Annotated in this window: 26 protein-coding genes; 21 read left to right on the plus strand and 5 right to left on the minus strand. The window is 69.8% G+C overall.

The window, feature by feature from the left end; genetic code table 11:
• Nucleotides 1–1,008: sigma-54 dependent transcriptional regulator (locus VGV13_12705; protein HEV8641952.1), on the minus strand; the 1,008-nt coding region annotated here is incomplete at its 3' end.
• Nucleotides 1,005–2,636 carry an ATP-binding protein gene (locus VGV13_12710; protein ID HEV8641953.1) on the minus strand — a complete coding sequence of 544 codons (1,632 nt, stop codon included), beginning with the start codon at nt 2,634–2,636 and terminating at the stop codon, nt 1,005–1,007. The genes VGV13_12710 and VGV13_12705, both read right to left, overlap by 4 nt.
• Before the next feature lie 182 nt (nt 2,637–2,818).
• On the opposite strand from VGV13_12710, the gene VGV13_12715 reads away from it, so the two are divergent.
• From VGV13_12715 to VGV13_12760, 10 genes are all read left to right on the plus strand, one after another.
• The gene (locus VGV13_12715; protein ID HEV8641954.1) at nt 2,819–3,256 is read left to right on the plus strand and encodes a CBS domain-containing protein; all 438 of its coding nucleotides are present in this window, start codon (nt 2,819–2,821) and stop codon (nt 3,254–3,256) included.
• Nucleotides 3,256–4,008, plus strand: a complete 753-nt coding sequence (locus VGV13_12720) for a biotin--[acetyl-CoA-carboxylase] ligase (GenBank protein ID HEV8641955.1) — start codon at nt 3,256–3,258, stop codon at nt 4,006–4,008. Before VGV13_12715 ends, VGV13_12720 begins: the two co-directional genes overlap by 1 nt.
• 20 nt (nt 4,009–4,028) lie before the next feature.
• Complete coding sequence (locus VGV13_12725) at nt 4,029–4,373, plus strand: HPF/RaiA family ribosome-associated protein (protein HEV8641956.1); 345 nt, start codon at nt 4,029–4,031, stop codon at nt 4,371–4,373.
• A gap of 11 nt (nt 4,374–4,384) precedes the next feature.
• Complete coding sequence (locus VGV13_12730; protein ID HEV8641957.1) at nt 4,385–4,834, plus strand: universal stress protein; 450 nt, start codon at nt 4,385–4,387, stop codon at nt 4,832–4,834.
• Nucleotides 4,821–5,948: a Vms1/Ankzf1 family peptidyl-tRNA hydrolase gene (locus tag VGV13_12735; GenBank protein ID HEV8641958.1), complete on the plus strand. Its 1,128-nt coding sequence runs from the start codon at nt 4,821–4,823 to the stop codon at nt 5,946–5,948. Before VGV13_12730 ends, VGV13_12735 begins: the two co-directional genes overlap by 14 nt.
• A gap of 31 nt (nt 5,949–5,979) precedes the next feature.
• Complete coding sequence (locus VGV13_12740) at nt 5,980–6,201, plus strand: hypothetical protein (protein HEV8641959.1); 222 nt, start codon at nt 5,980–5,982, stop codon at nt 6,199–6,201.
• A gap of 150 nt (nt 6,202–6,351) precedes the next feature.
• Nucleotides 6,352–7,242: a universal stress protein gene (locus tag VGV13_12745; GenBank protein HEV8641960.1), complete on the plus strand. Its 891-nt coding sequence runs from the start codon at nt 6,352–6,354 to the stop codon at nt 7,240–7,242.
• Nucleotides 7,239–7,796, plus strand: coding sequence for a universal stress protein (locus VGV13_12750; GenBank protein ID HEV8641961.1), 558 nt, complete (start codon nt 7,239–7,241; stop codon nt 7,794–7,796). Before VGV13_12745 ends, VGV13_12750 begins: the two co-directional genes overlap by 4 nt.
• Nucleotides 7,797–7,816: 20 nt before the next feature.
• A complete protein-coding gene (locus VGV13_12755; protein HEV8641962.1) occupies nt 7,817–8,209 on the plus strand; it encodes a DUF2267 domain-containing protein in 393 nt (130 codons plus the stop codon).
• Between the two features lie 16 nt (nt 8,210–8,225).
• Nucleotides 8,226–8,429, plus strand: coding sequence for a CBS domain-containing protein (locus tag VGV13_12760; protein HEV8641963.1), 204 nt, complete (start codon nt 8,226–8,228; stop codon nt 8,427–8,429).
• Between the two features lie 385 nt (nt 8,430–8,814).
• On the opposite strand, the gene VGV13_12765 is transcribed toward VGV13_12760, so the two are convergent.
• On the minus strand, nt 8,815–9,390 hold the full coding sequence (locus VGV13_12765; GenBank protein ID HEV8641964.1) for a GNAT family N-acetyltransferase: 576 nt from the start codon (nt 9,388–9,390) through the stop codon (nt 8,815–8,817).
• 144 nt (nt 9,391–9,534) lie between these two features.
• Here VGV13_12765 and VGV13_12770 point away from each other — a divergent pair, with 144 nt between their 5' ends.
• The 8 genes from VGV13_12770 to VGV13_12805 all read left to right on the plus strand — a co-directional run bounded on the left by VGV13_12770 (nt 9,535) and on the right by VGV13_12805 (nt 19,387).
• A complete protein-coding gene (locus tag VGV13_12770) occupies nt 9,535–9,864 on the plus strand; it encodes a cytochrome c (protein ID HEV8641965.1) in 330 nt (109 codons plus the stop codon).
• Entirely contained in the window at nt 9,861–11,075 is a 1,215-nt protein-coding gene (locus tag VGV13_12775) for an acetate kinase (GenBank protein ID HEV8641966.1), read from the plus strand. Before VGV13_12770 ends, VGV13_12775 begins: the two co-directional genes overlap by 4 nt.
• A complete protein-coding gene (locus VGV13_12780) occupies nt 11,072–13,516 on the plus strand; it encodes a xylulose 5-phosphate 3-epimerase (protein HEV8641967.1) in 2,445 nt (814 codons plus the stop codon). Before VGV13_12775 ends, VGV13_12780 begins: the two co-directional genes overlap by 4 nt.
• A gap of 399 nt (nt 13,517–13,915) precedes the next feature.
• Complete coding sequence (locus VGV13_12785; protein HEV8641968.1) at nt 13,916–14,518, plus strand: DUF5676 family membrane protein; 603 nt, start codon at nt 13,916–13,918, stop codon at nt 14,516–14,518.
• Nucleotides 14,519–14,829: 311 nt separating this feature from the next.
• Entirely contained in the window at nt 14,830–15,111 is a 282-nt protein-coding gene (locus tag VGV13_12790) for a DUF6335 family protein (GenBank protein ID HEV8641969.1), read from the plus strand.
• Entirely contained in the window at nt 15,108–15,566 is a 459-nt protein-coding gene (locus tag VGV13_12795) for a universal stress protein (protein HEV8641970.1), read from the plus strand. Before VGV13_12790 ends, VGV13_12795 begins: the two co-directional genes overlap by 4 nt.
• 2 nt (nt 15,567–15,568) lie before the next feature.
• Nucleotides 15,569–16,810 carry an acetate--CoA ligase family protein gene (locus VGV13_12800; GenBank protein HEV8641971.1) on the plus strand — a complete coding sequence of 414 codons (1,242 nt, stop codon included), beginning with the start codon at nt 15,569–15,571 and terminating at the stop codon, nt 16,808–16,810.
• Nucleotides 16,811–16,813: 3 nt separating this feature from the next.
• Entirely contained in the window at nt 16,814–19,387 is a 2,574-nt protein-coding gene (locus VGV13_12805) for a cation-transporting P-type ATPase (GenBank protein HEV8641972.1), read from the plus strand.
• Here the strand turns inward: VGV13_12805 and VGV13_12810 are convergent.
• A complete protein-coding gene (locus VGV13_12810; GenBank protein ID HEV8641973.1) occupies nt 19,362–20,948 on the minus strand; it encodes a di-heme oxidoredictase family protein in 1,587 nt (528 codons plus the stop codon). The genes VGV13_12805 and VGV13_12810 overlap by 26 nt on opposite strands.
• 162 nt (nt 20,949–21,110) lie before the next feature.
• A complete protein-coding gene (locus VGV13_12815; GenBank protein ID HEV8641974.1) occupies nt 21,111–21,404 on the minus strand; it encodes a hypothetical protein in 294 nt (97 codons plus the stop codon).
• A 240-nt stretch (nt 21,405–21,644) separates the two neighbouring features.
• Here VGV13_12815 and VGV13_12820 point away from each other — a divergent pair, with 240 nt between their 5' ends.
• From VGV13_12820 to VGV13_12830, 3 genes are all read left to right on the plus strand, one after another.
• Entirely contained in the window at nt 21,645–23,048 is a 1,404-nt protein-coding gene (locus VGV13_12820) for an acetamidase/formamidase family protein (protein HEV8641975.1), read from the plus strand.
• Nucleotides 23,049–23,057: 9 nt separating this feature from the next.
• Nucleotides 23,058–23,432 carry a phage holin family protein gene (locus VGV13_12825; GenBank protein HEV8641976.1) on the plus strand — a complete coding sequence of 125 codons (375 nt, stop codon included), beginning with the start codon at nt 23,058–23,060 and terminating at the stop codon, nt 23,430–23,432.
• Between the two features lie 120 nt (nt 23,433–23,552).
• Complete coding sequence (locus VGV13_12830; GenBank protein ID HEV8641977.1) at nt 23,553–24,578, plus strand: 2-dehydropantoate 2-reductase; 1,026 nt, start codon at nt 23,553–23,555, stop codon at nt 24,576–24,578.
• Nucleotide 24,579: the final 1 nt, after the last annotated feature.

A 24,579-nucleotide genomic window follows, 5' to 3' on the forward strand; every position in this document is an offset into this window, starting at 1 on the left:
TATTGCGGAAAATTTCTTGACGAAATGACCGACGAGTAGCGGTATATCTTCTTTGCGCTCGCGCAGCGCCGGCATTTCAACTGGAATGACATTGAGCCGATAATAGAGGGCTTCTTGAAACTTTCCGGCTTCCATCATTTCTTTCAAGTTCTTGCTTGTTGCTGCCACCACTCGCACATCGACTTTGATGGATTGCTTGCCGCCCAGCCGGTGGAACTCGTGCGATTGCAGAAACCGCAGCAGCTTGGCCTGCAATGGATAGGCCAGCTCGCTTATCTCATCGAGAAAGATAGTGCCCCCATCACCCTGCTCGATCTGGCCGATATAACGTTCTATCGCTCCCGTGTATGCACCCTTCTCGTGACCGAACAGCTCCGATTCGAGCAGGTTCTCGGGCAGCGAGGCGCAGTCGACCGGCACGAAGGCCTGAGCGGCGCGTGGGCTGTTGGCGTGGACGGCCCGGGCGATCAGCTCCTTGCCCGTCCCCGATTCGCCGAGAACGAGGATGTTGGCCTCGGAGCGCGCGGCTTTCTTGACCAGCTCGAAGACGCGCACCATCGCCGGGCTGCGGCCGATGATGTTCTCGAGCCCCAAGGTCTCCTGGAGCTGCTCGCGCAGATTCCGGTTCTCGACGGCGAGCTGGCGGTGGCGCAGCGCGCGGTCGACGGCGACCTGGAGCTGGTCGACGGAGAAGGTCTTCGGCAGGTAGTCGAAGGCCCCTTCCTTCACCGCCGCCACCGCGGATTCGAACGTGGCGAAGCCCGTGATCACGATGACGGGCAGCCCGGGATCCAGGGCCCGGGCCCGGCGCAGCAGCTCCATGCCGTCGACGCCCGGCATCTTGAGATCGGTGAGGACGACGTCGGGATGGTCGGACTCCAGCAGCGCGACGCCCCGGGCTCCGTCGGTCGCGGTGAGGCAGTCGTGACCGGCGCGCCCCAGGATGCGCGCGCAGTTGTCCACCATGTCGGGCTCGTCGTCGACGATGAGGACGCGCGCCTTCTTCACGCCGTTGCCGCCGCGCTCACCGGGAAGGCCAGGACGAAGGTGGTTCCCTTGCCGGGCTGGGACTCCACGTCCAGTGTGCCCTGATGATCACGCACGATGCCGTACGAGATCGACAGGCCGAGCCCGGTGCCGTGCGCCTTCGTCGTGAAGAACGGATCGAAGATCTTCGGCAAGATCTCGGGGGGAATACCGGGCCCCGTGTCGCGAACGATCAGACGGACGTACCCCGGACGCTGGGCGTCGGTTTCGACGGCGATCTCGCCGCCGTCGCTCATGGCGTCGCGGGCATTGAGCACGAGGTTCATGAGCACCTGCTGGAGGGCCGTGGCGTCGCCATGGATCGGGGGGAGCCCCGGTGTCAGGCGGCGCGTCAGGGTGATGCCGTCTTTGACGATCTGCTTCTCGATCAGCAGCAGCGTCTCATCGGCGACGTGGTTCAGATCCACGGGGCCCTGGGCCCCGCCCGACTGGCGGGCGAACGACAGGAGACCCTGGACGATGCGGGCGACGCGCTGGGCATGGCGGTGGAGCACCTGCAGATCGTCGCGCATGCCGGCGGGCAGCGACCGAGGATCGGTTTCCAGCAGCATCAGCTCGATCCGCGAGGAGATGATGCCGATAGGGTTGTTCAGCTCGTGGGCGAGCCCGGCCGCCAGGGTGCCGAGCGCGGCGAGCTTCTCCGCCTGGCGGGCCGCACGCTCCAGGCCGACCCGCTCGGTGATGTCATCGATGAGGAGGACGGCGCCGGCCGGCCCGCCGCTCTGGCGGAGCAGGCTGCCCCTGATGTTCCAGGCCACCCGCTCGCCCCGGAGCGTCTCGTGCTCGACGGCGTCGAGCTTGAACTCCTCAATCTCGCCGCGGAGCAGCCGCTGGAGCGGTTCCACCACCCCCTCGCGCTTGAAGTTCGGGTTCACGTCGACGAGCAGCCGGCCCATCAGCTCGGCGCCCGCCCCTCCGCACCACTGCTCCATCGTCTGGTTCCAGGCGATGATCCGTCCCTCGTGGTCGAGCACGATGAGCCCCTCGCGGAGGCTTTCCACCACGCTGCGGATGAACCGTTCGCGCTCGCGAGCCTCGGCGGAGAGCGCCCCGACCTGGAGCCGCTCGGCCTCCTCGACGTCGCCCAGGATGCCGACACCGATGGCGGTGCCGACCAGGACCGAAATCCGGATCGCCATGTTGGCCAGCTCGACCTCCGCGATGCTGGGCCAGACGACAGCAAGGTAGGCGACGGCCGAGCCGAGCGCGACGAGGACACCGCGCTTGATGCCGTAGTAATAGGACTGGAGCCCCGCGATGACGAGCAGCGCCAGGAAGAGCGTGCTCTGCGCCCCGCCCGTGAGGTGGATGAGCGTGAGCGCGAAGGCGAGATCCACCAGCAGCACGAACAGGTTGAGGCGCAGCATAGCGGGCGGTCGGAGCCAGAGCGCGGTGATGACGGCGACGCTGTAGACGAGGAACCCCAGCATCGTCGTGTCGACGGCGGTCCACTCCGGGACTGGCCGCGGCGCCAGCAGAACCCACGCGTACCCTGAGACGATCGCCAGCACGCGGATGAGCGGCAGCGCCACCACACGGGTGCCGCCGACGCGCTGAGCCACCCGCTGGATCAGGAGCCCGATGGGCACGCCCAGATTATACGCGCCCGCTTCGCACGGGCCGTGGCCGCGGGGTGGGGCGAGCGTGGACCAGGAGCGGGCGGCACTGCCCCACCGGGCTGCCGTGTCTGTGCTCTAAACGCGCGGATTCTCGCACCTCGGGCGTGGCACCGTCATTGCTCACGCTTCCGGGTATGCGAGTCAGCGAGATCATGAGCCGAGAGGTGACGACGATCGGAGTGCCGGACTCCTGTCACGAGGCCGCGGCGCGCATGTACCACGCGAAGATCCGCCATCTGCCGGTCGTGGATGCCGGCGGGCGGCTGGTGGGAATCGTGACCGACCGTGACCTCCGCCACCGGCTCTTCGCCCCCGGCGTCTTCTCCCGGATCGGCACCATGCCGGTCGAGGCGCTGCTCAAGGCGGTGCCGGTGAGCGAGATCATGTCGGCCCCGGTCGTGGCAGTGAGCCCGACCGACGATCTCGAGCGGGCGGCGCGACGGATGCTGGAGGACAAGGTCGGCTCGCTCCCGGTGGTGGAGGACGGGCGGGTCCTCGGAATCATCACCGAGACCGATCTGCTGCGGCGGATCGTCCAGGCCGACGCCTGCTGCCATGAAGGCGACTGCATCATCGTGTCCTACCCGTGATGATGGAATCGCCGACCGCCCCCCGCCCCCCCTCGGCGCTCGAGCAGGATTGCCTGTGCATCGAGCTGATCCGGCGCCACCTCGCGACCGACACGGTGGGCTTCCAGATCTTCCTGTATCAGGAGCTGACGTCCACCAACGCCGTCCTGCGGCGCCTCGCCGAAGCGGGCGTCCGCGAGGGCACGGTCGTGCTTGCCGAAACGCAGACCGCGGGACGCGGCCGGCTCGGCAAGAGCTGGTTTTCGCCCCCCGGGGTCAACCTCTACGTCTCGGTGCTCTTTCGCCCCCCGATCCCGCGCACGGCGGTGCCGGTGTTCTCCTTCATCACGTCCCTCGCGCTCAGCGATGCGATCGGGGCGGAAGGCGTGGCGGCCGCGATCAGGTGGCCCAACGACGTCCTGATCGAGGGCAAGAAGGTGGCGGGAACCCTAGTCTCCTACGCGACGGCCGGTGATCTGGCCGAGTACGTGATCCTCGGCGCCGGTGTCAACCTGAACGTGGACGAGGCGACGCTGGCGGCGGCACTGGGCCCGGCCGGCCTGGCCGCGACGTCGCTCCGCGCGGCGGCGGGCCGCCCGATCGATCGCAACGTCTTCGCGGCCGCGTTCCTGAACTTTCTTGAGAAGTGGTGGGACGCGTATCGGGTGTCCGGGCCCCCGGCCGTGCTGAGGGCCTGGCGCGAACGCGAAATCCTTGCCGGCTGCTCGCTCGGGATCCCCAGCGGTGCGGGGCCCTCACCGGCGAGATCGTGATCCGGGACGGAGGGTGTCTGATGGCGATCGGGATCAGAGGACTGGGCCGCGACCGCGGGCTCGCCTCGCGCGTCAGGGGGCGTGTGGCCAAGGTGCTCGGTCGCCTGAGCGTCAGGCCGGTGACGGCGCAGGTCGCGTTCCTCGATGACAATGGCCCGAAAGGCGGCGGGATCCGGTGCGCGGTGACGCTGCGCCTGCCGTACCGCCCGCCGCTGCGCGTCGAGCACACGGCCGGGATGCCGCGCCTGGCCTTCGACGGGGCCCTCGTGGCGCTCGAGCGGCAGCTCGAGCGTTACCGCGAGCGCCAGCGGCAGGGTCGCCGCCGCCCCAAGAAGTACTACGCCGCCCAGCGGCTCCTCGGATAAAGGAGGGAACCATGGCCAAGCTAATTCTCGTGCCGCTCGATCAGACCGGCGACGCCGAGGCCGTATTGCCCCTGGTCGCCGACGCCGCCCGCGGCGGGGGCGCGGAGGTGCGCCTGCTCCACGTCGCGCCGATCCCGGACAATGTGCTCAACGCCGACGGGCACGTCGTCGCGTACGCGGACCAGGAAATGGCGCGTCTGGAGGCGGAGGGACTGGATTACCTGCGGGCCCAGGAGGTGCATCTCATCGGCGTGCCGACGGAATGCGCCGTCCGCTTCGGGGATCCGGTGAAGGAGATCCTGCTGGAGGCGGAGGCCTTCGGCGCCGACCTCATCACGCTCACGACCGGACACCGGCGCGGCTTGAGCCAGCTCATCCTCGGCGGCACCGCCCAGCAGCTCTGCCGGAGAAGCGAGCTGCCCGTCGTGATCCTCCGCCCCAGGACCGATGGACATTCGTGAGCGCCTCGGCCTGCTGGCGAAGATCGCCGGCGCGGCGACGCCGGTGGTCAGCGTCTACCTGAACACGCGCTGGGCCGATGAGCATCAGCGCGAGCGGGTCCGGGTGTTCCTCAAGAATGCCATCCGTGGGGCTCGCGCGGCGGGCGGCCGCCCCGAGTTTAGGGAGGACCTGGACTGGATCGAGCGGGAAGGCGCGCTCCTCGTACAGCAGGCGAAGTTCCCAGAAGCCCACGGTGTCGCCCTCTTCGCCTGCCACGCGCTGGGGCTGCGCGAGGTCTTGCCGGTGCGCGTCCCCTTCGGGGATGCCTTCCTCGTGGCCGACCGGCCCTTCCTCACGCCGCTGGCCGAGGTGGCCGAAGAGGCTCCGCCGGCGCTGCTCGTATTCGTCGATGGCGTCAGCGCCCGGCTCATACCGCTCAACCCTGACGGGCGCGGCGAGGAGGTAACGCTCCGGCACGAGGTCGAGGGGCGTCATCGCCGCGGCGGCTGGGCGCTCATGGCCCAGTCGCGCTACCAGCGTCACATCGAGGCCCATCGCGGCCAGCACTTCGAGGCCGTGGCCGCCGCGCTGGCGCAGATGGTCGACGAGCGCGGGATCGAGCACATCGTCCTCGCCGGTGAAACGCGGGCGCTCGCCGTCTTCGCTAAACACCTCCCGCCACGACTCGCCGCGCGCGTGGTCGGAAGCGTCCCCGCCGCGCGCTACGAGAGCGCCAGCGTCCTGGTCGAGCGTGCGGCCGAGCTTCTCGCGGCGCTCGACCGACGCCAGGAGACCGTCGCCGTCGAGTCCACGCTCATCGAGGCGGCCAAGGGTGGACGCGCCGTCGCCGGGCTCGACGAGACCCTGGACGCCGTCGGTCGCGGCGCCGTTCACCACCTCTATCTCTCGAAGGGCTTCGACCAGCAGGGCCGGGCGTGCGTTGCTTGCGGAGCGTTACAGAACGGTGAGGGAAGCGGCTGTCGTGCCTGCGGGGCGCCGACGCGGGAGACACAACTCGGCGAGGCCATCGTCGACCGCGTGATCGCCGCCGGTGGCGCGGTCGAGGTGGTCGAGGCACATCCTGGTCTGGCGCGGGTCGGCGGGATCGCCGCGCGTCTTCGCTACGCGATGTGAGTTCGCAACAATCTCCCGTCAGGAGGCGACGATGAGCTGGGCAGCGAAGCGGATCGATGATTACCGACGGGGCGACCGCTCGACGTGGCTCGAGCGGCGAATGCTCGAACATGCCCACCCCGTCCATCTAGGACTCGCGCTTCTCGGGGGAATCTCCGGGGCGTACGGCCTCTGGACGCACGATTGGAGGTACATCGTGGCCATGGCGCTGCTCGGTCTGATCGGTCACGCGTACACGTGGACGAGGAGATAGGTGAGTCGGCGCCGGGACAGCCGCTGGGATAACAGAGGGACGAGCCTGCCCATGTGCTGGCGGCCCGCCGAGCAAATTCAACGCGTTACCACGGCACGATGCTCTGGCATCACCGTTGCTCAACCACTGGTCGGTCTTCGGGAGGGCTAGATGCGCGTGTTGCTGGCGACGGATGGCTCGAAGGGTGCGCTGACGGCGACGGAATGGCTGAGAGAATTCCCGCTTCCCCCGGATACGACGCTCGCGATCCTGACAGTGGCCACGCTCCCATCACCGCCCATCGTCCCCGAGACCCTCAGGGATCTGAGAGACGCGGTGCTGGCCGACGCCCGCCGCATCGGCGATGAGGCGTTGAAGCTCGTCGTACCGCGGTGGCCAAAGGCCGAGATTCGTGTGAGCGAGGGTGACCCGCGAGAGGAGATCGTCAGGATTGCGGAGGAATGGGGAGCGGACCTGGTCGTCGTCGGCGCGCGTGGGCTTGGAGCCGTGAAGGGCTTTTTGCTCGGAAGCGTGTCCCTGGCGGTCGTGCGACATGCGCCGTGCTCGGTGCTGGTCGTCAAGGGCGAGCCACGACGGCCTCGGGCCGTGGTCCTCGCCCTGGACGGCTCCGAGAATTCCATGCAGGCGCTGGAGTTCCTGGCGTCCCTGGACCCGGGGAAGTCGCTGGGCGTGCGCCTTCTCGGCGTAGTGGAGAAAGTCCGGTTCCCCTCCTCGGCCCCGGGGCGCCTGCGCGCGTCTCTGCGGGCCGCGCTGGCGGAGATGGAGCAGGAGCGCCGGAGCGAGCTCGAAGCGCTCCTGGGCCGTGCCAAGGCGGCGCTCGAGACGGGCGTGGGGACTGTGGAGGCATCCGTGGTCGCAGGCCCGGCGGCCGAGGAGATCATCAGGGTCGCAAACTCGGACGGCGGCGATCTCGTCGTCGTCGGAGCCCGGGGGTTGGGCGCGGTCAAGCGTCTGCTGCTCGGAAGTGTCTCCGAGCGGGTACTGCGCGACGCGCGGTGGCCGGTGCTGATCGTCAGGCGACCACGCGAGGGCGCAGTATGACGACGCCGTTCGCCGTTAGCCGGATCCTGTTCCCGACGGATTTCTCCGACGCCTCGCGCCTGGCCGGCCAGACGGCCGTCGCTCTGGCCCGGCACTTCGGCGCTCGCCTCATCGTTCTCCACGTCATCCCTCCGGTCACGGACCCGGAGCAGCGTCGCGCCGCGCTGCGTTCCACGACCGCGGAACTGTCGTCGGATGTCTCCGTGGAGGCCGCGACCGTCACGGGCATCCCGGCCAGACAGATCGTGGCATATGCGGGGCGCCACGAGATCGACCTGATCGTCATGGGCACGCACGGCCGCACCGGGGTCTCCCACGCGCTGCTCGGGAGCGTGGCCGAGGCCGTGCTGCGCCGGGCCCCCTGCCGGGTCCTCACGGTGCCAGCCCTGCTCGCCCAGCGCCAGCCTTCGACCGCCACCCACGAGGAGGCGGTGGCGAGGTGCATCGTGTGCGCGTCCCCGTCGGCTGATCTGATCTGCGAAACCTGCCGCGCCCGCATTCGCGGCGAGGCGCTCGAGCACAAGCAGCGGGAGGAGCGGGCGGGTCGTCACTAACCCGCCTGAGGAGCCGAGCAATGAATACCCTGACGTTCTATCAGACAGTCATGGACGCGAGCTCCGACCGACGGCGCGCCGAGGCGAAGCGGGCGACGGCGGCGGTCTTCCACGCCCTCCGCGACCGGCTGACACGCGAGGAGGCGGCTCAGCTCGCCGCTCAGCTCCCGCGCGAGCTGAAAGAGATCTGGCGGGCGGGGGAGCGGGCGGGGCGCACGCCGGTGAAGATGCACCGCGAGGAGTTCTACCAGCGCGTGAAGGAGGCTGGCCTTCCATCGATTCGAGAAGCGCGCTGGATGACCCTTGCGGTATTCGGTGCCCTCAAAGAGCAGCTCTCGCCCGGAGAGGCCGAGGACGTGCTCGCGCAGCTGCCCAAGGACCTCAAAGAGGTCTGGGCCGAAGCCCAGGCGTGAGGTCAGGAGGAAGCGGATGCTGGTCGCCGACGTCATGCAGTCGAAGCTGGTCACGGTCACGCCGCGCACCACCCTGCCCGAGGCCATCCGCCTGGTCGGCCAGCGGGGCATCCGCCACTTGCCGGTCGTCGACGGCGACCGGCTGGTTGGGATCTCTCCGACCGCGATCTCAAGCGGGCGATGGCCTCGCCCGCCACGAGCCTCGCGGCCCAGGAGCTGACCTACCTGCTGGACCGCCTGGCCGTCGAAGAGATCATGACGCGGGCGGTGATCACGATCGCGCCGACATTCCCGGTGGAGGAGGCGGCGCGGATCATGGTCCAGGAGAAGATCAGCGCGCTGCCGGTGACGGAGGGAGGTCACCTGGTCGGCATCGTCACCGAGACGGACGTGCTCGATCTGATCGTCAGAGCCATGGGGGCGGGAGAGCCCTCGAGTCGTCTCGATGTGACGCTGGGCGAGAAGCGAGCCGCGCTGGCCGAAGTCGTCCGCGCCATCGAGGGAGCTGGCGCACGCCAGCATCGTCACGCTGGCCAACCGCGACGGGTTCAAGCAAGCGATCGTCCGCATCGGGACGATCAATCCGGCACCGGCGATCCGCGCCTTCAGCGCGGCCGGGTACACGGTGCGGGATGCGCGGCCGCGGCCGGCGTCCGGCGGCGCGTGAACACGATCTCCACCACGCCGTCCTCGAGCGTTCGCGCCTGGATATCGGTGAAGCGCCTGAAGAGGTCCAGCATTCGGGAGTTGTCGGCCAGGACCCAGGCCCGGAAGCGGCGGATGCCGCGGGCCTCGGCGGCGCTCAGGATCTCGTGCAGGAGGACCTTCCCCAGGCCCTGGCCCTGCCAGGCGTCCTGAACGACGAACGCCACCTCGGCGGTATCCTCCCGATCGGTGGGCTCGTAGCGCCCGACGCCGATCAGCTCGACCCCTCGTGGCCCGTCGTGCTCGGCGACCAGGGCAAGCCGTTGGCGGTAGTCGACGTTGGCCAGCATCTGCGCCCAGTCGGGCGGCAGGCGCCTCATCACGGTGAAGAACCGTTGATAAGTCGTCTGCCGGCTGAGCCGACTATGGAGGTCGATCAACCGGTCCCGATCATCGGGTCGGATGGGCCGGATGTGGACGCGGGCGCCGTCGCGGAGGGTCACCAGGCGCTCGAGCTCGCTCGGATAGTGGGGCACGGAACTCCCAGCGGCGGCATCGGGTCCCCACCACCCGGGCTGACCCGCCTCGGCTAAACCACCGATATGTCGCGGGGCATGGTGGCATCTGCCTTGCTCGCATTCATACCGACGCGTATCTTACGCAACGGCGGTGCCAAACCCGTGAGAGAACGGCTACGAAGTAAGAGACTCGCGCTCGCGCTGCTCCTCATCGCCGCCGCTCCCGCTTCCGCCCAGGAGCGCAGTGCACTGGCAGCGAAGGGGGAGCGACTCTTCACCGCGCAGGGCTGCCACGGCTGCCACACCGTGGGCAAGTTCGGCACCCCGATCGGTCCCGATCTCTCGCGCCTGGGCGCCAAATACTCGGAGGCGTTTCTCATGAAGTGGCTGAGCGATCCCGAGGCCCAGCGCCCGAACGCCCACATGCCGAAGCTGGAGTTGGATCCCGCCGAGGTCGACGCTCTCGCGGCGTATCTCACCACGCTTCGATGATCGTCCTCGTCCTCAACTGCGGCAGCTCGTCGGTGAAGTTCCAGGTGATCGCCTCTCAGCATGCGCAGCGGTCAACGCGGCTCGGCGGCGGCAAGATCGAGCGGATCGGCGAGCACTCCACGCTCACCTTCCAGGCGGAGGGCCAGCCCGAGCATCGCAGCGGCGAGCCCATCGCCGATCACGAGGCCGCCGTCCACCGGGTGATCGAGTGGGCGACCGGCTCCGGCCTTCCCCGGGTGGAGGCTGTCGGCCATCGGGTCGTGCACGGCGGCGAGGGCTTCACGGGCCCGGCGGTCGTCGTCGACGACGTCATCGCCGCCATCGAAGCGCTGGAGCCCCTGGCGCCGCTGCACAACGCGCCGGCCCTGGCGGGCATCCGCGCGAGCCGGGCGCTGCTGGGTCCGGGCGTGCCGATGGTGGCCGTCTTCGATACGGCCTTTCACACGACGCTGCCCGAGCGCGCCGCCCGCTACGCGATTCCCTACGAGATGTCGCTCCGCCATCGTATCCGGCGTTACGGCTTTCACGGCATCGCCTACCGCTCCGTCCTCGACCGCTATGGGCAGGTGACAGGGACGCCGCCGAGCCAGGCGCGCATCATTGTGCTGCATCTCGGCAATGGAGCCTCGGTGGCGGCGATCGAGCGGGGGCGGTCGATCGACACCTCGATGGGCTTCACGCCGCTGGAGGGCCTGGTCATGGGCACGCGCGCCGGCGATCTCGATCCGGCCCTGGTGCCGTACCTCGCCGCCCAGGAGGAGATGTCGGCCGCCGAGGTCGTCGCCCGGCTGAACCAGCACTCCGGCCTCCTTGGCGTATCCGGCGTGAGTGGCGACATGCGCGACCTGCTCGAGCGCGAGGGCGAGGACCCGCGGGCGCGCCTGGCGGTGGACATGTTCTGCTACCGCGCGCGCAAGTACCTCGGCGCCTATCTGGCCGTCCTGGGCCGGCCCGACGCGATCGTCTTCAGCGGTGGCATCGGCGAGCGCGCGCCCGCCGTCCGTGCGCGCATCTGCGCGGGGCTCGAGTGGTTCGGTCTGGCGCTGGACCACGAACGGAACGAACGCACGGTGGGTGAGGTGGGGCGCATCAGCGGCGTGGGAACACGCGTGTCGGTCTGGGTGATCCCGGCCGACGAGGAGCTGGTCATCGCGGAGGATGCCCTGGCCTGCCTGACGGCCGCCGGCCCCAGCGCCCGGAGCATGGCGTGAGCGTCGCCGGGGACCGCGTTCACGACGACGAGGGCGATGCCGCCTTCGCGCGGTGGGCCGCCGGCTACGGTCGGATCCGCCACACGCCGGCCACGAAGGCGAGGGTCCGGGCCATGGTCGATGCGCTGGCCACCGCCGGCGTCCGCGGTGACGGCCAGCCCGTGTTCGAGGTTCTCGCCGCCGCCGACTGGATCGCCAGCGCTGGAATGTGGCTGGTCGTCCACGAGACCTATGCGCGCTCCGTCTATCTGGACGGCCGCCGGCTGGGGCCGGAGGACTTCAAGCCCGCGCCCGAAGGCCACACGGGCGGCGCCCTCAACATGGTGCCGGCCTATACCGGCTACATGGCCATCAACGCGCTCACCGGGATCACTCGGGCCTGGCTCATGGGTCAGGGCCACTGCGTCGCCGCCGTCGACTCCGTGAATCTCCTGCTCGGCAACATGACGGCCGCCCATGCCGAGCGCTACGGCCTCACCGACGAAGGCCTGACGCGCTACGTGCGCGACTTCTATTCCTACCGCTTGGGGGCCGACGGCCGGCCGGACTCGCCGCTCGGCAGCCACGTCAACGCCCACACGGCGGGGGGCCTGGCCGAGGGCGGCTATCTCGGGTGCGTGGAGCTCCAGTGGGTGCACATGCCGCTGCCCGGCGAGCGCCTGGTCGTCTTCCTCTCCGACGGGGCCTTCGAGGAGCAGCGCGGCAGCGACTGGGCGCCGCGCTGGTGGCGCGCCGAGGACTCGGGGCTGGTGGCGCCGATCATGATCGCCAACGGCCGGCGCATCGACCAGCGCACGACCATGGCTCAGCAGGGCGGCGTGAGCTGGATGCTCCGGCATCTCCGGCTCAACGGCTTCGATCCGTTCGTCTTCGACGGGCGGGATCCCGCCGCCTTCGTCTGGGCGATCTTCGAGATCGAGCGCCGGCTGGAGGCGGCGGCGGCCACGGTCAGGGTCGGGCGAGCCCAGTATCCCGTGCGCCTTCCCTACGGCATCGCCGTCGCCCCTAAAGGCGCGGGCTTCTACGGCGCCGGGACGAACCTCGCCCACAACCTGCCGCTGGGGACGAACCCCCACGTCGACCCGGTCGCCGCCCGGCGCTTCAACGAGCACGCGCGCAAGCTCTGGGTGAGCGCGCTCGATCTCCGGGACGCGGCCGCGGCGCTCACGCATCACGAAGGCTCGAGACGTCCGCCGGAGCGCGACCACGCGCTGGCCAGGCGCCGCGTGAACCTCGAGAAATGGCCCGACCCGGTCTTCCGGCCGGTGCCGGCCGATCGCCGCGACCACTCCCGCTGGACGACGTCCTCCCCGATGGCGGCCGTGGACGACGGCTTCCTCGCCATCGTCCGCGCCAATCCGCGCCTGCGGCCACGGGTGGGGAATCCCGACGAGATGCGCAGCAACCGCATGCAGCGGACCCTCGACGCGCTGAAGTTCCGGGTGACGCAGCCCGAGGAGGGGATTCCCGAGGCTCTCGACGGGAAGGTGATCACGGCGCTGAACGAGGAGGCGGTCGCCTCAGCCGCCCTGGGCAACAAGGGCGGGATCAACCTCATCGTCACCTACGAGGCGTTCGGCCCGAAGATGCACGGCGTGGTCCGCCAGGAGATCATCTTCGCCGATCAGCTCAATGCGGTCGGCCTGCCACCGGGCTGGCTCTCCATACCGCTCGTGCTGACCTCCCACACCTGGGAGAACGCCAAGAACGAGCGCTCTCACCAGGATCCCGCGCTGGCCGAGGCGCTCCTGGGCGAGCCGGCTGACGTGTCGCGGGTGCTGTTCCCCGCGGATCACAACAGCGCCGTCGCGGTGATGGAGGCTGTCTATCGCACGCACGGGCAGATCTGGACGCTCGTCGTTGCCAAGGGCGGGAGCCTTCCGGATCTGTTCACGCCGGGCGAGGCTGGCGCCCTGCTGCGCGATGGCGCCATCCGGCTCGACTGGGCCGGCCACCGCCCGGACGAGGCCCGCGTGATCTTGACCGCCGTCGGCGGCTACCAGCTCGTGGACGTCGTGAAAGCGTCTGCGCGGCTCACTGAGCGCGGCGTCGAACACACCGTGATTTACATGCTCGAGCCCGGCCGCTTCCGGGCGCCCCGCGGCGAGCGAGAAGAGCGCCACCTGGCCTCAGCGGAGATCATCCGGCGCCTCTATCCCGCGGCGGTGACCGCCCGGATCTTCCTCACCCACACCCGTCCCGAACCCTTGCTGGGGATGCTGGCGCCTCTCCACACGGGACCCCACACGCTCGCCCTCGGCTTCGGGAGCCAGGGGGGAACGCTGAGCGTGGGGGGCCTGCTCTTCGTGAACCGCGCCACCTGGGCCCACTGCCTCGACGCCGTCTCCTCCCTCGTGGGACTCGAGCGCGCCGATCTGCTGACGCCCGAGGAGATCGAGGCCCTGGACCATCGCGTGGCCCCAGAGGGGATCATCATCTGACCCTGGCCGCGCCGCCGCGCCGGGTGCGGAGGGAGTGTCCCGGCTGTGGTGAGTGTGCCCCAGCCGGGCCCGGAGACCTCGCTGCCGGCGGCGCTGGAATGTGCGGCGGTTCGCGACGTTGCGCGGTGCTCCCGCCCCGCGGAGATGGCACTCGGCGTGCACTCATCCGTCGGCAGATGAGCTGAATACGGCCCGCATCACTCCTCTAGTACCCGGGCTCGGCACGATCGCGTTGGTTGAGACCTTCTGAGCGCGGCGGGCGAAGTCCGCGCGCGCGGGGAGGGGGCCACTTTGTCGGTCGCGGCTGCGGCCGGCATCGCCATGGGCCGCCAGCGGAGCAGCCGCGACCATGAGACGCCACGTAGCAGGGGCCATCAGGCCCCAGAGGAGGGTGGGCCCATGCTGAACTGGAAGGTCGTTAGCCAGAGTCTCGCGAGCTTCACCGCGATCAGCTTCGTGCTCTGTATCGGCTACGGGCTCCTTGCCCCGGCGACGTTTCATGCGGCGTGGCTGCTGGAAGCCGTCCTGCCCGGCTTCAAGTGGCTGAGCGTCGGAAGCTTCGTGCTCGGGCTGATCGAGACCACGCTCTACGGCGCCTACGCCGGCGCCGTCTACTCGGCGCTCCACAATTACTTCGCGCGGCGAGCGCACCGTGACGCCGCGCTGCGTTCACTCCGACCAGGGGCCGCTGCCGTCGTCATCCTCACCGTCCTGGCCGGCTCCCTCGCGCCCGCGGTCTGGGCGCAGGAGCGGCCCTATGAGTGGGGATGGGGAATGCACCCGATGTGGTGGGTGGGGAGCGCATGGGGGATCGGAATGATGCTGCTGATGCTGCTGTTCTGGGGGCTGGCGGTTACCGGCATCGTGCTGGGTGTCCGCTTGCTCCTCAAGCCGGGGATCGAGTCGCGGCCCGATTCGGCGCTCGAGATCCTCCGCCAGCGGTACGCGCGCGGGGAGATCGACCGGGAGGAGTTCGAAGCCAGGAAGCGCGACCTGCGCTGAGTCTGGTCGAGCTCGGTGGCTGAAGACGTCGACGAGGGTCGCGAGCACCGGCCGGGAGGCCGACACAGCCTGGGGCGCCGACGCCCCAGACGCGCGTCCCCGCCTCTCTCCGGCGCGGGAGCCTGCCCGTAAGCCCTCGTCATCCCGCCACTCCTCCCTGGCATCGCTGTTGCTGCTCACGCTGCAGAAGGGAGGAAGCGATGGCCATGCGGGTCAGACGAGGCACGCGGAGGCGGGGAACGAGGGTGCATCGCCGGGCGCGAGGGCCGGTCCCTGCGTCGCGCGCTCCGGCCGATGTGGGCGGCGAAACCGTGAAGCTCCTGGACGAGCGGATCAGCCACCATGAAGTGAGTCCCGCGCTCAGCGGCGGCGATGTCGACGCCGACTGGCAGGGCGCGCTCAGCACGGGGGAAGAGGCGGTCGGCGGCAGCGTGGCCACGCCTGATCAGGACGTCGTCGACGAGTTCGGCCGTGCCCTCGGCGTGGAGCAGCCTGCCGACGCCGAGGTGCACACCTCCGAGGAAATCTTGAAGGCGCGCGACCGTCACTACTGGCGCCTCGAACGGCGCGCCGCCGACGAGGACGGTCCGTGAGCGCGGCGAGGCCCGTCTTTCGGCGGCTGCTGGTGCCGGTCGACTTCTCGGCGCCCTCGGAGGAGGCGTGGCTGACGGCCCGGCGTCTGGCTCGCGTCATCGGATCCGAGCTGGTGCTGGTTCACGTCTTCGTCGAAGGGCCGTTCTTTTCGGAGGGTCCATTCACGGTCAGTCACGTGCGTGAGGTCTACGAGTCCTCGCGGGCGTGGGTGGACAAGATGCTCGAGCAGTGGGCGACCGAGGCCCGCGCCGAGGGGCTCAGCGTCCGGACGCTGGTTCGGACGGGCGTGCCGTACCGGGAGATCGTGGCCACCGCAGTGGATGAGCGCGCCGACCTCATCGTCATGGGCACCCACGGACGCGGGGGCGTCGACCGCGTGCTGCTCGGTAGCGTCGCTGATCGCGTGATCCGTCAGGCGCCCTGTCCGGTGCTCGCGGTCCGCGAGCCCGCTTGAGCGTGACGCCCTTCCTCGCGCCCTTTTTCGATCCGCGGAGCATCGCGGTCATCGGCGCCTCGCGGAACCCCGCCAAGGTCGGCGGCAGCGTGCTGGCCAACCTCACGTCGGCCGGGTTCGGGGGGCGGATCGTCGTCGTCAATGCCCGCGCTGACTCCGTGCAGGGCCTGCCGGCCGTCGCCTCGATCCTCGCCGTCGATGAGCCCGTCGATCTGGCGGTGATCGCGGTGCCGGCGCCGGACGTGCTGGCCACCCTCAAGGAGTGCGTGGCCAAGGGCGTGGGTGGCGCCGTGGTGATCTCCGCCGGCTTTCGCGAGACGGACGAGGAGGGACGGGCCCGCGAAAGTGAGCTGCGCGCCTGGCTCCGCGATCAGCCCATTCGCGTCCTGGGACCGAACTGTCTGGGGTGGATCCGAGAGGCCGGCATCCCGTGCTACACCTTCCCGGAGCGGGCCGTGACGGCGCTCGCTGGAATGACGCTGCTCGCCGAACGGCGTGACCACAACGCGCCACCGGCGCCGGCGGGTCCGCCGCTGGGCGAGGCAGTCCGCGCTCTCGCGGCCCTCCGTCACGCCGGCGTAGCGCGCCTAGGTCTCCTGGATCTCCAGCCGCTCCTCGCGGCCTACGGTATTCGCGTGGCGACCGGGCGCCTGGCGACCACACCGGAGAGCGCTGCCACCCTCGCCGAGGAGATCGGCTTTCCCCTGGCGCTCAAGCTCGTCTCCCCGGGGATCACGCACAAGAGCGAGGTCGGCGGTGTGCGTCTCGGGCTCTCGTCACCCCGCGAGGTCTCGGAAGCGATGAAGACGATGCTGGCCCGCGTGCGCGCCGAGCACCCGCAGGCGCGTGTCGAGGGCGTCCTGCTCCAGCCGATGGTGAAGCCCGGGAAGGAGCTCTTGCTGGGCGCCCTGCAGGACGCCCAGTTCGGCCCCATGATCGTTGTTGGTTTCGGGGGCATCTACGTCGAGGTGCTGAACGACACCGCCGCGCGGCTGGCGCCGGTGACCCCGAGCGAGGCGCTGGCCATGCTGGACGAGCTGCGCATGGCGCCCGTGCTCCGGGGCGTCCGCGGCGAGCCGCCCGTAGATTGCGCCGCACTGGCGGACACGATCGCCCGCTTCTCACGTCTTGCCGCGGACGTGCCCGACCTCCTGGAGGTGGAGCTGAACCCCCTGGTAGTCGGTCCGGACGGCGCGATCGCGGTGGACGCGCGCGCGACGCTGGCGAGCGGCGCGGCGTCCTAAGGAATGACCCGGCGCTCTCTGCCGCTCGCTCGCGTACAAGATCTGCTGCCGCTCGAGCGGGGGCTCACCACCTCCGAAGCCGAGGAGCGAGGGCGCCAGTACGGTCCCAACGCCATTCTAGAATCTCCGCCCCGGCGGTGGCGGGACCTCGCCCGCGAGACGGCCAAGGATCCGATGATCTGGTTCCTGGTCGGTCCAGCGGCGCTCTACTGGATCGTGGGACAGGTCAAGGAAGCGGTGATCCTCCTCGTCGCCATCGCGCCGCTCGTCGCGATGGATCTGTTCCTGCACCGCCGCACCCAGGCCTCCACGGAAGGCCTGAGAAGCCGGCTCGCCGATCGGGCGATCGTCATCCGGGACGGCGCCGAGGTGGAGCTCCCTGCCCTCGAGCTCGTCCCGGGCGACCTGGCGATCGTGTGGCCCGGGCAGCCGTTTCCCGCCGACGGTCTGGTGGTCGGCGGCGCCGAGCTGCAGGCCGACGAAGCGACGCTGACGGGCGAGGCCTATCCGGTCGCCAAGCGACCGCTGGCCCGGACGCCCGTCGGCGGCCCCGAGCCGTTCGTTCCGAGCGAGCACTGGGGATTCGCCGGCACGCGTCTGCTGACCGGCTGCGCGTCGCTCCGCGTGGTCTTCACCGGGGGCGAGACGCTCTACGGCGAGATCGTTCGGTCCGCAGTGGGCGGCGCCCACGCGCGCACGCCGCTGCAGCGCGCCATCCAGAGGCTCGTGTCGGTGCTGGTCGCCGTGGCGGCGGTGATCTGCCTCCTGCTCGCCGTCGTCCGCCTGGGGCAGGGCTACGGCTGGGTCGATGCGCTGGTGAGCGCGGTGACGCTCGCCTCGGCGGCGCTCCCGGAGGAGTTTCCACTGGTGTTCACCTTTTTTCTCGGACTGGGAGTGTACCGACTGGCCGGGCGTCAGGCGCTGGTGCGCCGGGCGGTCGCCGTGGAGAACATCGGGCGCGTCACCTGCATCTGCTCGGACAAGACCGGGACCATCACCGAGGGCCGCCTCGCCCTGACGCACCTCGTGGCCGCGGACCATCTGTCAGACCCGGGCCTGCTGCGCCTCGCCGCGCTCGCCTCGCGCCCGGACAGCGGCGATCCCCTGGACGCGGCGATTCTCCGCGAGGCCGAGGCTGCCGGCGCGCTCAAGGAGCGAGGAGGGCCCCTGGCGACGTTTCCGTTCACCGAGGCCCGCAAGCGCGAGACCGCGATCGTGCGCGATGCCGGTGGCCTGATCGTCGCCGTTACGAAGGGCGCGGCCGAGACCGTCTTGGCGATGACCGGGCTGACGGAGGCCGACCGCCGGGCCTGGCCGGCGCGGTTCACCGCACTCGCCGAGGAGGGCCACAAGGTGATCGCGTGCGCCTGGCGGCCGCTCGACGAGTCGCCGCCTGGCGGAGATGAGCCGATGGAGGGCTACCGGCTGGCGGGCCTGCTGGCGTTCGAGGATCCCGTCAAGGCGGGGGTGGCCGACGCCGTCGCCATGTGCCGGGGTGCCGGCATTCACACGATCATGGTCACCGGGGACCATCCGCTGACCGCGCGCGCGGTGGCCCGGCAGATCGGGCTCGGCGGCGGCGAGCCCTCGGTGATCTCGGGCGACGAGATGCAGGCCTGCGTCGCCCACGGCGAGGGGGCGAGGCTCCGTCAGGTCGACGTGGTCGCGCGCGCGGCGCCCTCCCAGAAGCTGACGCTCGTGCGCGCGCTCCAGGACGCCGGCGAGATCGTCGCCGTCACCGGCGATGGCGTGAACGACGTGCCCGCGCTCCAGGCGGCCGATGTCGGCGTGGCCATGGGTGAGCGCGGCACCCGCAGCGCCCGGGAGGTCGCGGCCATCGTCCTGCTCGACGACAACTTCCGCACGATCGTGCAGGCCATCGGCGAGGGACGGCAGCTCTTCCGCAATCTCCGGGCGAGCTTCCAGTACCTCTTGATGATCCACATCCCGTTCGTGGTCACCGCGGCGCTGCTCCCGCTGGCCGGCTACCCGCTGCTCTATCTGCCGGTCCACATCGTCTGGCTCGAGCTGGTGATCCATCCGACGGCGCTGCTAGGCTTTCAGGCCCCGACCGCGACCGATCGCATCGCACCCCCGCGCGCCCGGGGCGGGCGGCGACGCTTCTTCTCAGGCCGGGAGTGGGCGGCGATAGTGATCACCGGTGGGCTCATCACCGCGATGGTGGTCGCCGGGTACGTCCGGAGCCTGGGCGAAGCCGGTGAGGTCGGGCATGGGCGAGCTATGGCGCTGGCGGTCCTCACGCTGGCCAGCGCTGGCGTGACGGCCTCGTTGAGCCGGCTCCGCACCTGGAGCGCCCGGCTCGTCAGCGCCGGCACGGTCGCCCTGTCGGTGGCCTGCATCCAGACCCCGGGGCTGGCAAGCCTGCTGCATCTGCAGAGGCTCCACCTGGACGACTGGGTGACCGCCGGCGCCGGCGGGCTGCTGACCGGCGTCCTGGCCGTGCTACCAGCGATCGTCGGTCGAGACCGGGGAGGAACGACCCCCGGCGCCCACGCGCCGGGGGTTGTTCAGCAACGCTTCGCGGGCGCGCCTACTCGGGATCGCTCGGGTTGTTGAACAGCGCGCCCAGCTTGATGCTGCCGTGGCCGACCTGCGGAAAGCCCGGCGCGCTCGGGTTTCCGGGGTCGAGGTTGGAGGCCGTGTCGTCCGGCGGAAAGATGACGAGAGAGCCCAGGAACTCGATCAGGTCCCCCTGATTGAGGATCGAGAGCGTGGCGAAGGCATCTCGCGCCGACTGCGCCTCTCCGCCGTGGCGGAGGATGACCTCCTTGAGGTTGATGCTGCGCCCGTCGTGACCGTAGGGCGCCGTGCTGCCGACCCCCCACAGGGGCGTGGTCAGGAAGTGCGTCCGAATCGTCCCATCGTAGTTGCGCTCGTGGAAGTTCGGTCCGAGGTCGTGCCGCTTGAGATCGGTGAAGATGTTCTCGACCACGAACGGCCCCAGCAGGGGCGGCTTCAGCGGCGGGTATTTCTTGCTGTCGTTGACGACCCGATGCAGCGGGGTCGCGGTGGCGAACAGTCGGTTGAAAATCCCCCGGGCGGGGTCGAAGACGGTCTCCACGTCGGCAACGCGCCGGTCGCGGTCGATCCGCAAGTCGGGGATATGGCACGTCGTGCATCCGATCTTCACCAGGAGGTAGCGGCCACGGTTGGTGGCGAGGGTCTGCTCCCCGCTGCCGGCCTTGAAGTAGTTCAGCAGGTAGAACTCCATGAAATCGACCAGGCTGACGGGGATCTCGTTCCGCACCCCGTCGCCATCCGCGTCCTCGCGTTCACTCGCCACCGGTGGCGCTTCGATTCGATCGAACCTCCCGTCGAGGACCATCCCGGACAGGGTGGTGAATTGGCCGCCCCGGCTCGCCAGGAGGAGCTCCGGGTCGGCGGCCTGGAGCCCCATCTCGGCCTGGAAGGCGCCGACGACGAACTCGCGGATTGAGATGGTGCCGCCGTGGAGGAAGAACGGGCGGACGCGGAGATCGGGATCGACACCCTCGACCCTCCGGGTGTCGACGGATCCATCCCGATTGGCCGTGATCCAGCCGTAGCTGATCCCCTTGCTGAAGAGGCGCCTGGAGACGGAGCGCCCGCTGCGCCGCGCGTCCCTGATGGCTCCCTCACGAATCTCCCGAAGGTCGGCGGTGATCTCGTCGGCCAGCATCTCCTTCAGCCCGAGTCCGAACAGGTGCGGCGCGTCCCGGCTGTCCGGACGGGTGGCCACGTCGCCGCCGAAGCCCGCCGAGCCCCGCGGGCGCCCGTGGCATCCGGCGCAGCTGTCGACCAGGCCCGCGCCGATGGTGAGGACCGTGTTGATGTCACCGTGCCCGTCGCCGACGTTCGGGCCCTGGCCCTGGGCCCGGGTGAACTTGCGCTGGAAGATCTGCCGGCCGCGCCGAACGGCGCGAAACGGGTCTCGAGCAATGATGAAGGCCGAGGAATCCGGCGTGTAGACGTCGCCCCGCCCCTCGCCGATCTGCTGAGCCAGCGATTTCTTGACGCCCTCGTTCAAGGTGTTGGGAGCCTGGGTCGCATCGATCAGCTCGCCCCGGGCGAGCAGGACCGCGGATGCCGAGAGCAGAACCGCGCTGAGCGCTACCAGAAAGAGCCGTTGCCTCGTCATAGGCGCCCCCATTCGGTTGTGGCTCCCTGCCGAAACCGCACTCTTCGTAAAAGCTGCCGGACTCTAGCACTGTCGAGCGTCTGGGCGCCACTGTCGTGAGCGCCGCCCGCCCCTTCGCGCGCCGATCACCGCGGAAGAGCGGGCGGGCGGCGCAGTTCCGGGCTATCGCTCGGAGCCAGCCAGCTCGTCGGCAGCGCTCCGCAGGAGCACGAGCCTGGCGGTTCCTCCCGCTCTGTCCACCCTGACGATGTCTCCGGGTTTCACCGCGCTCAGGTCGTGCCTGGAGACGAACGTCCAGCGGCGGTGCTCCACGCACTGGAACTGGCCGGTCTCCCGGTTCACCTGGAGCACCGTCATGCGGCGGGTCTGCATGCGGTCGGTCAGAGTCTCCGCGCTCGCGACGCTCGCCACCAGCGACAGGACCGTCACCCCGATCGACAGCTTTCCTCTCAGCATCGTCGTCCCCCTTTCGAGCGGCGCCTCGCTGCCGCCCGCCGCGCACGAAACGCAAGCCCGGTGCCAGACCTAAATGGTCGAAAGAACTGAGCGGCGGTCAGACGCGGCTCGGGCAGGGCGCCCGCTGCGACCCCGGGGGAGGGCATTGCGCCCGATCGCTGCGCGCGTCGCGGCGGCCTTGACCCTGTTCCGACCTCTGGCATATGCTCGCGCTCGCCGACCAGGGAGGGGCGATGGATCATGAGCGCTGATGCCTTCGACAACGGCGGTAACGAGGGGCGGCGAGACTTTCTCAAGGGAGCCCTGACGGCGGGTGGCGTCGTCGCCTCGCTGACGACGACCGGGCTGTCGTCCGTCTCGAATGCCGACGCTCAACCCGGGATGGTCCCCGGCACGAAGAATCACTATTACGTGCCGGCGACCGACCGGACGGTGCACTGGGGCTACTTCAGCAAGTCGCTCAAACCTCTGGTCGAGATCAACTCCGGCGATTTCGTCACCATCGAGGTGCTGACCCATCACGCCAACGACGACGCCGAGCGGATGATCAAAGGCGATCCCGGCGCCGAGAGCGTCTTCTCCTGGGACAAGCAGCGCAAGGGCGTCGACCGCCGGGGGGCAGGGCCGATGAAACCGACGTTGTTCGGTCGGGGCGCGGGCGAGGGCCTGGGCGTCCACATCTGCACCGGCCCCGTCTACGTCCGCGGGGCCCAGGCCGGGGACGTCCTGGAAGTGCGCATCGCCGACGTCCGCCCCCGTCCATGCGCGAACCCCAAGTACAAGGGCAAGAGCTTCGGGAGCAACGCGGCCGCCTGGTGGGGCTTCCACTACAAAGATCTCCTGACGGAGCCGAAGCCGCGCGAGGTGATCACGATCTACGAGCTCGACGCGTCGGGAGAGCGGAACTGGGCGCAGGCCGTCTACAACTTCCAGTGGACGCCCCAGACCGATCCCTTCGGCGTCGTCCACAAGATCATCGATTACCCCGGGGTGCCGGTCGACCACCGCACTGTGAAGGAGAACCACGGGGTACTCAAGAACGTCCGCGTCCCCATTCGTCCCCATTTCGGCGTGCTCGGTCTGGCCCCGGCCGAGGCCGACATCGTCGACTCCATCCCGCCCAACTACGTCGGCGGCAACATCGACGACTGGCGCATCGGCCGGGGCGCCACCATGTACTACCCGGTCGCGGTGCCGGGCGCGCTGCTGTCCGCGGGGGACTCCCACGCCGCCCAGGGCGATTCCGAGCTCGCCGGCACCGCCATCGAGTGCTCGCTGACCGGGACCTTCCAGCTGATCGTCCGCAAGAAGGACACGCTGAGGGGCACCGCGCTGAACGGGCTCAACTATCCGCTCCTGGAAACCCAGGACGAGTGGGTGCTGCATGGTTTCACCTACCCGAACTACCTGGCCGACCTCGGCCCCGAGGCCCAGAGCAAGATCTACGAGAAGTCCTCGGTGGACCTGGCCATGCGGGACGCCTTCCGCAAGATGCGGCACTTCCTGATGACGACCAAGGGCCTGAGCGAGAACGAAGCGATCTCCTTGATGTCGGTCGCCGTCGATTTCGGCATCACGCAGGTCGTGGACGGCAACTGGGGCGTGCACGCCACCATCAAGAAGAGCCTCTTCGCCGGCGGATAGCGTCACGCCGTGGGCTTCCTGCTGCGCGTGCTCATCAACGCGGTGGCGATCTACGTGGTGGCGGTGATCGTACCGGGGATCGAGGTCGACGGCGTGCTGACCGCGCTGGGCGCCGGCCTCGTGCTGGGCGTGATCAACGCCGTGGTGCGTCCGATCCTCGTCGTGCTCACCTTCCCGGTGACGCTGGTCACGCTGGGCCTCTTCCTGCTGGTGCTCAACGGGCTCTGCCTCTGGCTCACCTCTCTCCTCGTGAAGGGCTTCCAGGTCCAGGGTTTCTGGGCGGCGGTCTTCGGGGCCCTTCTGGTGAGCGTGGTGAGCTGGGTGCTGACCACCTTCGTGAGCGATCGAGGCCGGATCGTCGTACTCACCCGGCGCACCTCCTAGGAAACGATTTCCACAGCCACGTGGCAAGTAGGATCCTCCAACCTCCCGCGAGGCCCCGCGGCAGCGCCGCCGGCGCACAGTGGTATGCTCACGTATCGCTCTGGCAGGGGAGGCGCCGGCATGAGAATCGCGATCGTCGGGGCAGGGGCCATCGGGTGCGTCGTGGGCGGGCTGCTGACCAGGGCCGGGCGCGACGTGACGCTCATCGACCAGTGGCCCGAGCACGTCGAGACGATGAAGCGGAAGGGGCTCCGCCTGAGCGGTACCTGTGGTCAGCAGGTGATTCCCGTCAAGGCTCTCCACGTGCACGAGGCCCAGGCCCTCGCCGAGCCCTTCGACGCCGTCTTCGTCGCCGTGAAGTCCTACGACACCGAATGGGCCACCGCGCTGGGAATCCGGCACCTCGCGCCGGAGGGGGTCGTCGTCGACTTCCAGAACGGGGTCAACGACGAGCGGGTGGCCGCCATCGCCGGCCGCCACCGGACGCTGGGCTGCGTGATCACCATCGGGGCCGGCATGTACGAGCCGGGGCACGCGATGCGCACCGACACGAGCAAGATCGGGTTCAAGCTCGGCGAGCTGGACGGCTCGGACTCCGAGCGGGCGCGCCGGCTGGCCGCCCTCATGAACGACGTGGCGCCGGCCAAGGTGACCACTAACCTCTGGGGTGAGCGCTGGTCGAAGCTCGCCGTCAACTGCATGGCCAACCCGCTGGCGGGTCTCAGCGGCCTGGGCTCGGCCGCGATCCGGAGCGAACCGGAGCCATGCCGCATCGCCATCGAGATCGCCGCCGAGGTGATCCAGGTCGGCCGCGCCCGCGGCTACGAGGTCGAGCCGATCTTCGGGATCGAAGCCCAGCGGTTCGTCGATGCCGCCGCCGGCCGCGGCCGCGCCGACGTGATGGCGGACATGGCCGCCGGGGCGAAGCTCCTGGGGGGCGGCCGGCCCTCGCTCCTGCAGGACGTCATGCGGGGCCGGCGGACGGAGATCGACTACCTCAACGGGTACGTCGTCGAGCAGGGGAGGCTGGGCGGCGTCAAGACGCCGTTCAACGAAGCAGTGGTCCGGCGCTTCCGCGAGCTCGGCGTCGGGTTCAAGTCCGATCCCAAGCACCTGGAGCCGCTCGTGCTCATGCTGCCGAAGTGAG

Source organism: Candidatus Methylomirabilota bacterium, from assembly GCA_036001065.1.
GTDB lineage: Bacteria > Methylomirabilota > Methylomirabilia > Rokubacteriales > CSP1-6 > MNEF01.

Excerpts from the sequence above, each read along its gene's own strand:
- VGV13_12715 (HEV8641954.1), top strand. The coding sequence starts at position 2,819 with ATGAGCCGAGAGGTGACGACGATCGGAGTGCCGGACTCCTGTCACGAG.
- VGV13_12720 (HEV8641955.1), top strand. The coding sequence starts at position 3,256 with ATGATGGAATCGCCGACCGCCCCCCGCCCCCCCTCGGCGCTCGAGCAG.
- VGV13_12725 (HEV8641956.1), top strand. The coding sequence starts at position 4,029 with ATGGCGATCGGGATCAGAGGACTGGGCCGCGACCGCGGGCTCGCCTCG.
- VGV13_12730 (HEV8641957.1), top strand. The coding sequence starts at position 4,385 with ATGGCCAAGCTAATTCTCGTGCCGCTCGATCAGACCGGCGACGCCGAG.
- VGV13_12735 (HEV8641958.1), top strand. The coding sequence starts at position 4,821 with ATGGACATTCGTGAGCGCCTCGGCCTGCTGGCGAAGATCGCCGGCGCG.
- VGV13_12740 (HEV8641959.1), top strand. The coding sequence starts at position 5,980 with ATGAGCTGGGCAGCGAAGCGGATCGATGATTACCGACGGGGCGACCGC.
- VGV13_12745 (HEV8641960.1), top strand. The coding sequence starts at position 6,352 with ATGCGCGTGTTGCTGGCGACGGATGGCTCGAAGGGTGCGCTGACGGCG.
- VGV13_12750 (HEV8641961.1), top strand. The coding sequence starts at position 7,239 with ATGACGACGCCGTTCGCCGTTAGCCGGATCCTGTTCCCGACGGATTTC.
- VGV13_12755 (HEV8641962.1), top strand. The coding sequence starts at position 7,817 with ATGAATACCCTGACGTTCTATCAGACAGTCATGGACGCGAGCTCCGAC.
- VGV13_12760 (HEV8641963.1), top strand. The coding sequence starts at position 8,226 with ATGCTGGTCGCCGACGTCATGCAGTCGAAGCTGGTCACGGTCACGCCG.
- VGV13_12775 (HEV8641966.1), top strand. The coding sequence starts at position 9,861 with ATGATCGTCCTCGTCCTCAACTGCGGCAGCTCGTCGGTGAAGTTCCAG.
- VGV13_12785 (HEV8641968.1), top strand. The coding sequence starts at position 13,916 with ATGCTGAACTGGAAGGTCGTTAGCCAGAGTCTCGCGAGCTTCACCGCG.
- VGV13_12805 (HEV8641972.1), top strand. The coding sequence starts at position 16,814 with ATGACCCGGCGCTCTCTGCCGCTCGCTCGCGTACAAGATCTGCTGCCG.
- VGV13_12810 (HEV8641973.1), bottom strand. The coding sequence starts at position 20,948 with ATGACGAGGCAACGGCTCTTTCTGGTAGCGCTCAGCGCGGTTCTGCTC.
- VGV13_12815 (HEV8641974.1), bottom strand. The coding sequence starts at position 21,404 with ATGCTGAGAGGAAAGCTGTCGATCGGGGTGACGGTCCTGTCGCTGGTG.
- VGV13_12820 (HEV8641975.1), top strand. The coding sequence starts at position 21,645 with ATGAGCGCTGATGCCTTCGACAACGGCGGTAACGAGGGGCGGCGAGAC.
- VGV13_12830 (HEV8641977.1), top strand. The coding sequence starts at position 23,553 with ATGAGAATCGCGATCGTCGGGGCAGGGGCCATCGGGTGCGTCGTGGGC.